Annotated in this window: 1 protein-coding gene; it reads left to right on the forward strand. The window is 70.8% G+C overall.

Annotated features, from left to right (window positions below):
• Positions 1–332, forward strand: a 332-nt coding sequence (locus G3I71_RS49620) for an ATP-binding protein (RefSeq protein WP_239149832.1), incomplete at both ends; no start/stop codon positions are given.

Below are 332 nucleotides of genomic sequence, written 5' to 3' on the forward strand. Positions count from 1 at the left end.
GGGGGCGAGGTCGTCGACGTCGACGTCGCGCAGGCGCTCGACCGCGCGGTCGACCAGCTCTCGGAGCGCGTCGAGGAGACCGGTGCCGTCGTCACGCACGACGGCCTGCCGGTCGTCCGGGGCGAGGAGCCGCTGCTGGTCCAGCTGCTGCAGAACCTCGTCGGCAACGCCGTGAAGTTCCGGCACCCGGACCGGGTCCCGCACGTCCACGTCAGCGCGACGCGTGTGGAAGACTCCTGGGAGTTCGAGTGCCGGGACAACGGCATCGGCATCGACCCGCAGTACGCGGAGCGCGTCTTCGTCATCTTCCAGCGGCTGCACGCCAAGGACCT

Origin of the sequence: Streptomyces sp. SID12501 (assembly GCF_010550245.1) — a bacterium.
In the GTDB taxonomy this organism is placed as follows: Bacteria; Actinomycetota; Actinomycetes; order Streptomycetales; family Streptomycetaceae; genus Streptomyces.